The organism is Sphingopyxis sp. SCN 67-31 (assembly GCF_001725095.1).
Window position 1 is genome coordinate 1 of sequence record NZ_MEFH01000039.1, and the last position, 5,362, is coordinate 5,362.

The following is a 5,362-nucleotide window of genomic DNA, read 5'->3' on the forward strand; positions in this document are numbered from 1 at the left end:
GAGCCCGAGCCAGCGGCCGAGCCGCTCGCTCGCCTCGATGCGCCAGTCGCCGCGCACCACGACGGGCAGATAGGGAGACGCTTCGAGCAGGCTGGCGAGCCGTTCGGTCTGCCCCGCGACGAACGCCGAGCGCCGCTGCATCGCAACCCCGCGCCCGACCGCCCACAGCCCGGCGACCAGCCAGAGCGCGGCGAACAGGCCGAGCGCGAAGAGCAAGCCCGCGCTCATCGGCACGGACATCGCGCCGATCGAAGCAAGTGGACGACAGGGACGCCGGATATCATCCGTCTGCCCCTATCGACTGCGCAGCCTCTATTCAATCGTCCGCCGCACAGGCACGCCGGGACAGGACGCCGGAAGGCCTCGTCCGGTCGAATATCCCGCGCACCCCGCAAGGATTGCGCGCCGGTGCGCGGTCAGAATTTTGCCGTGGCCGATGCGCGGAAATAGCGTCCCAAAATGCCCGAATAATAGGTGATCGTGCCATTGGCCGCCGGCGCCGGGAACGGCGGCTTTGCGTCGAAGACATTGTCGACGATCAGGCGCAACGAAAACTGCTTCGACACGTCGACGCCGATCGAGGCGTTGAACAGCCACCACGAGCCGACACCGCTATATTCCAGCGCGTTGGGCGCCGCGTCGGCGTTCCACACGCTCTTGCCATAATATTGCGTTTGCCAGAGCAGGTTTACCGGGCCGCGATCGACCGTGACATTCGCGGTGAACGAATGTTTGGGATTGCCGATTTCGCCGCGCGCGGTGTCGATATCGCCGGTTCCGACGCGCGTTTCGAGCTTGTCGAGATAGAAGTAATTGAGCGACAGGCCGAGCGCCGTGTCGGCCGCAATCTCGCGCCGATAGGCGATTTCGGCGGTCAGGCCGCGGAAGTCCATCGACGCCGCATTGGCATAGCCGGTCCGCACGAAAGTCACTTGCCCGCCCGGATCGCGGTCGATCTGGCCGCAAACCGCCGCCGGATAGGCGACCGCATCATAGCAAGCGTCGAGCGTCTGGCCGGCACCGAGCAATATGATCGCATCGCGCAGCCGGATATCGACCCAGTCGGCGGTGATCGTCAGACCAGGCACGAAGCGCGGGCGGACAATCGCGCCGACGGTCCAGCTGTCGGCGCGCTCGTTCTTGAGTGCGGCATTGCCCGAAACCGAGATCGGCGCCGTGAATCCGACGATGTTCGACGTGAAGGCATCGGGGTTCGCTATCCCCGCTGCGATGCAGTTTGCGCGCCGCTGCGCCGGGTTCGGTCCCGAATTGACGAAGCGGCGATCGCAGGGATCATTGGCCGTCGCAAAGGCCAGCGACGTCGGGCTGAAGCTTTCGGTGATCGCGGGCGCGCGCACCGAGCGGGTGAAATTGCCGCGGATCGTCACATCGGCGACCGGCGACAATCGTCCGCCCGCGGTCCACGTCCAGTCGCCCCCCGCTACCGAATGATCGATATAGCGCGCCGCGCCGTCGAGTTCGAACGCATGGACGAAGCTGTCCATCCCCGGCGAAATGACCGGAATCTTGAGCTCGCCGGAAAATTCATTCGTCGTGAAGCTGCCCCGCACCGGATCGATCGGGATGCTGCGGCCAAACGGCATCCGGAATCCGCCCCCCACATCCTCGCCATAATAATAGGCGCCGGGGTCGAAAGCGGACTTCTCGTGCCGATGCTCATAGCCGAGCGAGGCGATTACATCGCCGCCGGGCAGCCGGAACAGCGGCCCGTTGACCGACGCGCTCAGCACGAACTGCGAATTGGTCGCGGTCGGATCGGCGATCGTCGTCACATAATCGAGCGCCGCCTGGCTGAAGCGGCCGACACCGAACAGGTCGAGCGGCGCGCATGTGGCACTGAGCGTCGCGATGTTCGCGTTGCTGTATCCGGGGCGGCAGATAATATTGCCGTTGGCGGCGCCCCCGCCGAACACACCCTCATCGACGGCATCGACCGCATTGAGGAAATTCTGCTGCACCAGCACGCGTTCGCGCCCACGCGTTTCGGAATGGCCGTAGTTTGCCGAGACATCCCATTTGTAGATCCGGTCGCCGACGCCGAGTTCGCCGTCGAACCCGGTGACGAAGCGATAGAGTTCGACCGTCGTATCGGCGCGGCCAGTCGTCAGGTCGGTATTGGCGCGGGCCATCAGAAAGCTGTCGGGAGCCGTCGTGAAATCGGGATTGCCGTCGCCGTCGGCATCGATCGGAATCCCGCCGAGCAGACCATAGGCGGCCAGATTGTCACGGATCGTCGCCCGGTCGGCGTCGTTCAGATAGGGATTGTCGAGGCTGAGCACCAGATTGCCGTTCGGCGACGTTCCCGGTCCGGCCAGCGCCGTGTTATACAGCGGCTGGGCCGCGATGTTCGTCCCTTTGCTGTGCGCATACCAGCCCTCGCCGAACCAGCGGACCGTGTCGCTCAGGTCGAAACTGCCGAGCGCGGTTGCGAGATAGCGGTCATTGTTCGTCGAGAGATTGCCATAATCTTTCGTCGCGAAGCCGTTGCCCCCCGAGCTTTCGAACAGGCTGCCCGTGCGCGTCCCGAAGTCGAGCGGGACGAGCCGACCGGCGTCGTTGAACGTCAGGACATTGCCCGATGCATCGAAAATTCCGCCGAATTCGGGGATGCTGTCGAAGGCAAGCGGTACGCCGCTATTTGTAAAGACGTTGAGCCGCTGATCATAATAGAGCTGTTGCTGAAAGGGTGACGCCGGATCGGCGGCGGTCGTGAAGAAAGGGCCGGCGGCGCTCGTCAGAAAGCGATCGCCCGTGGTGAGGCCGCGTGCGCGATTCCATTCGCCGCTCAGCGTGATATGGCCCCGCCCGTCAGCAAAATCGGCACCCCAGATGCCGCTGATGCGATAATCCGGCGCGTCGCCGCGCTGCGACACGCCCGCCTGGCCTTTTATTTCAAGCCCGTCGAAATCCCGCTTGAGGATGATGTTGACGGTGCCCGCGATCGCATCGGAGCCATAGATGGGGGCGCCGCCGACCGCGACCGTTTCGATGCGATCGACCAGCGTTTCGGGGATGACGTTAAGGTCGACCTGACTGCCCGGCCCCACCGGCCCGAATACCGAGGCGGTATTGGACGACACGAAGCGCCGACCGTTCACCAGCGTCAGCGTGCGCTGGCTGCCCAGCGAAAAGAAATCGACAAAGGTCTGCCCCGAACCGAACGGCCCCTCCTGCGCACCGACATTGCTGTTGCCGGGAACGCCGAAGGCGGCAATTTCCGACAGCGCCTGCGCGACATTGGTATAGCCGCGGCGGTCGATCTGGTCGGCGGTGGTGACAAGTGTCGGCTGGATCGTGTCCGCATCGGTGCGCGCAATGCGCGACCCGGTGACGATGATCTCTGTACTGCTGTCGGCATCCGCCGACGCATCCGGCGCAACATCCTGTGCCGCAGCCGGCGCAGCGGCCGCCACAATAGCCAGCGCGGACAGGCCGCCATAAAGCCCTGCTCGCATCGCGCGCACGGTAATCATTCCGGGAACTCCCTCGTTTAAGCGATGCCCCCCGGCCGCACCAAAATCTGAATCGAGCGAGCGTTGCCCCGAACCCCCAAAAGCAAAGGGCCACGCCCCCATCCGGTCTCCGGACGGCAGCGCGACCCTACAGTCTGCTTATGAAAAATTAGTAACGATCAGTAACGATAATGATCGGGCTTGAACGGTCCTTCGACCGGTACGCCGATATAATCGGCCTGCTTCTGCGTCAGCGTCGACAGCTTCACCCCCAGCTTTTCGAGGTGCAGCGCCGCGACCTTTTCGTCGAGATGCTTGGGCAGGACATAGACGTCGTTCTTGTAATCGTCGGCCTTGGTAAACAGCTCGATCTGCGCGAGCGTCTGGTTGGTGAAGCTCGACGACATCACGAACGACGGGTGTCCCGTCGCACAGCCGAGGTTCACGAGGCGGCCCTTCGCCAGCACGATGATCTGCTTGCCATCGGGGAATTCGACGAGGTCGGTGCCCGGCTTCACTTCGGTCCACTTGTAATTGGCGAGCCCCGCGATCTGGATTTCGCTGTCGAAGTGGCCGATGTTGCAGACGATCGCCATCGGCTTCATCGCCGCCATATGGTCGGCGGTGATGACGTCGGCGTTGCCGGTCGCGGTGCAGAAGATGTCGGCGCGGGCGACCGCTTCGTCCATCGTGACGACTTCATAGCCTTCCATCGCCGCCTGCAGCGCGCAGATCGGGTCGATTTCGGTAACCAGCACGCGCGCGCCGCCGTTGCGGAGCGAGGCGGCCGAGCCCTTGCCGACGTCGCCAAAGCCCGCAACGCACGCAACCTTGCCGGCCAGCATGACGTCGGTCGCGCGGCGGATCGCATCGACCAGACTTTCCTTGCAGCCATACAGATTGTCGAACTTCGACTTGGTGACGCTGTCGTTCACGTTGATCGCCGGGAAGGGCAGCTTGCCTTCCTTGGCCAGCTGGTAAAGGCGGTGGACGCCGGTCGTCGTTTCTTCCGACACGCCCTTGATCGCGCGCACGCTCTTGGTGAGATAGCCCGGCTTGGCGGCAAGGAATTCCTTGAGCGCACGGACGAATTCGACTTCTTCGGCGTTGGTCGGCTCGAACAATGGCTCGCCCGCTTCGGCGCGCGCGCCCCACAGCGCGAACATCGTGGCGTCGCCGCCGTCGTCGAGGATCATGTTCGCGGTCTGATCGTCGCCCCAGTCGAAGATCCGGCCGACATAGTCCCAATATTCGGCGAGGCTCTCGCCCTTCACCGCAAAGACGGGCGTGCCGCCAGCGGCGATCGCGGCGGCGGCATGATCCTGGGTCGAAAAGATGTTGCAGGTCGCCCAGCGCACCTCGGCGCCCAGCGCGATCAGCGTTTCGATCAGCACCGCGGTCTGGATCGTCATGTGCAGCGATCCGGTGATGCGCGCGCCCTTCAGCGGCTGCGCCGCGCCATATTCGGCGCGCAGCGCCATCAGGCCGGGCATTTCGGTTTCGGCGATCGCGATTTCCTTGCGGCCGAAGTCGGCGAGGCCGATGTCGGCAATCACATAGTCGGCGGCGCCGTCCTTGGTCTTCGCCGCCGCGATTGCGGCATTGGCGGCGGTAATGGTGGCATTGGCTGCGGTGGTGGCCACGGGGGAGTCTCCATATTGGCGAGTACGGCCGCAGGCGAGCGGCCCCGAATTGTCGAGCAATTATGTTGCGCGCCCTAACCGAAAGCGCGTCGCCATTCAAATATAAACTTTTCTTTATATCTGCAAGGCGCGGGTCGCAGTCGGACGCGGCGCAGGCACGATTCGTCCGCCGCCAATCGCGAGGCAGCGCAAAATAAATTTCGGGCGCGCGCCAATGTTACAACGCGCGGGGCGCAATTGTGACAC

General features: G+C 64.0%; 2 protein-coding genes and 1 pseudogene. All 3 read right to left on the minus strand.

Annotation, left to right across the window (positions count from 1 at the left end; translation table 11 throughout):
- Positions 1-240: pseudogene (locus ABS88_RS05030) on the minus strand (histidine kinase); the annotation flags it as partial.
- A gap of 176 nt (positions 241-416) precedes the next feature.
- Positions 417-3,494, minus strand: coding sequence for a TonB-dependent receptor domain-containing protein (locus ABS88_RS05035; RefSeq protein WP_286749328.1), 3,078 nt, complete (start codon positions 3,492-3,494; stop codon positions 417-419).
- Between the two features lie 158 nt (positions 3,495-3,652).
- On the minus strand, positions 3,653-5,089 hold the full coding sequence (gene ahcY / locus ABS88_RS05040) for an adenosylhomocysteinase (RefSeq protein ID WP_502686138.1): 1,437 nt from the start codon (positions 5,087-5,089) through the stop codon (positions 3,653-3,655).
- Between the last annotated feature and the right edge of the window lie 273 nt (positions 5,090-5,362).

Coding starts and splice junctions, on each gene's coding strand:
- ABS88_RS05035 (WP_286749328.1), bottom strand. CDS start 3,494: ATGATTACCGTGCGCGCGATGCGAGCAGGGCTTTATGGCGGCCTGTCC.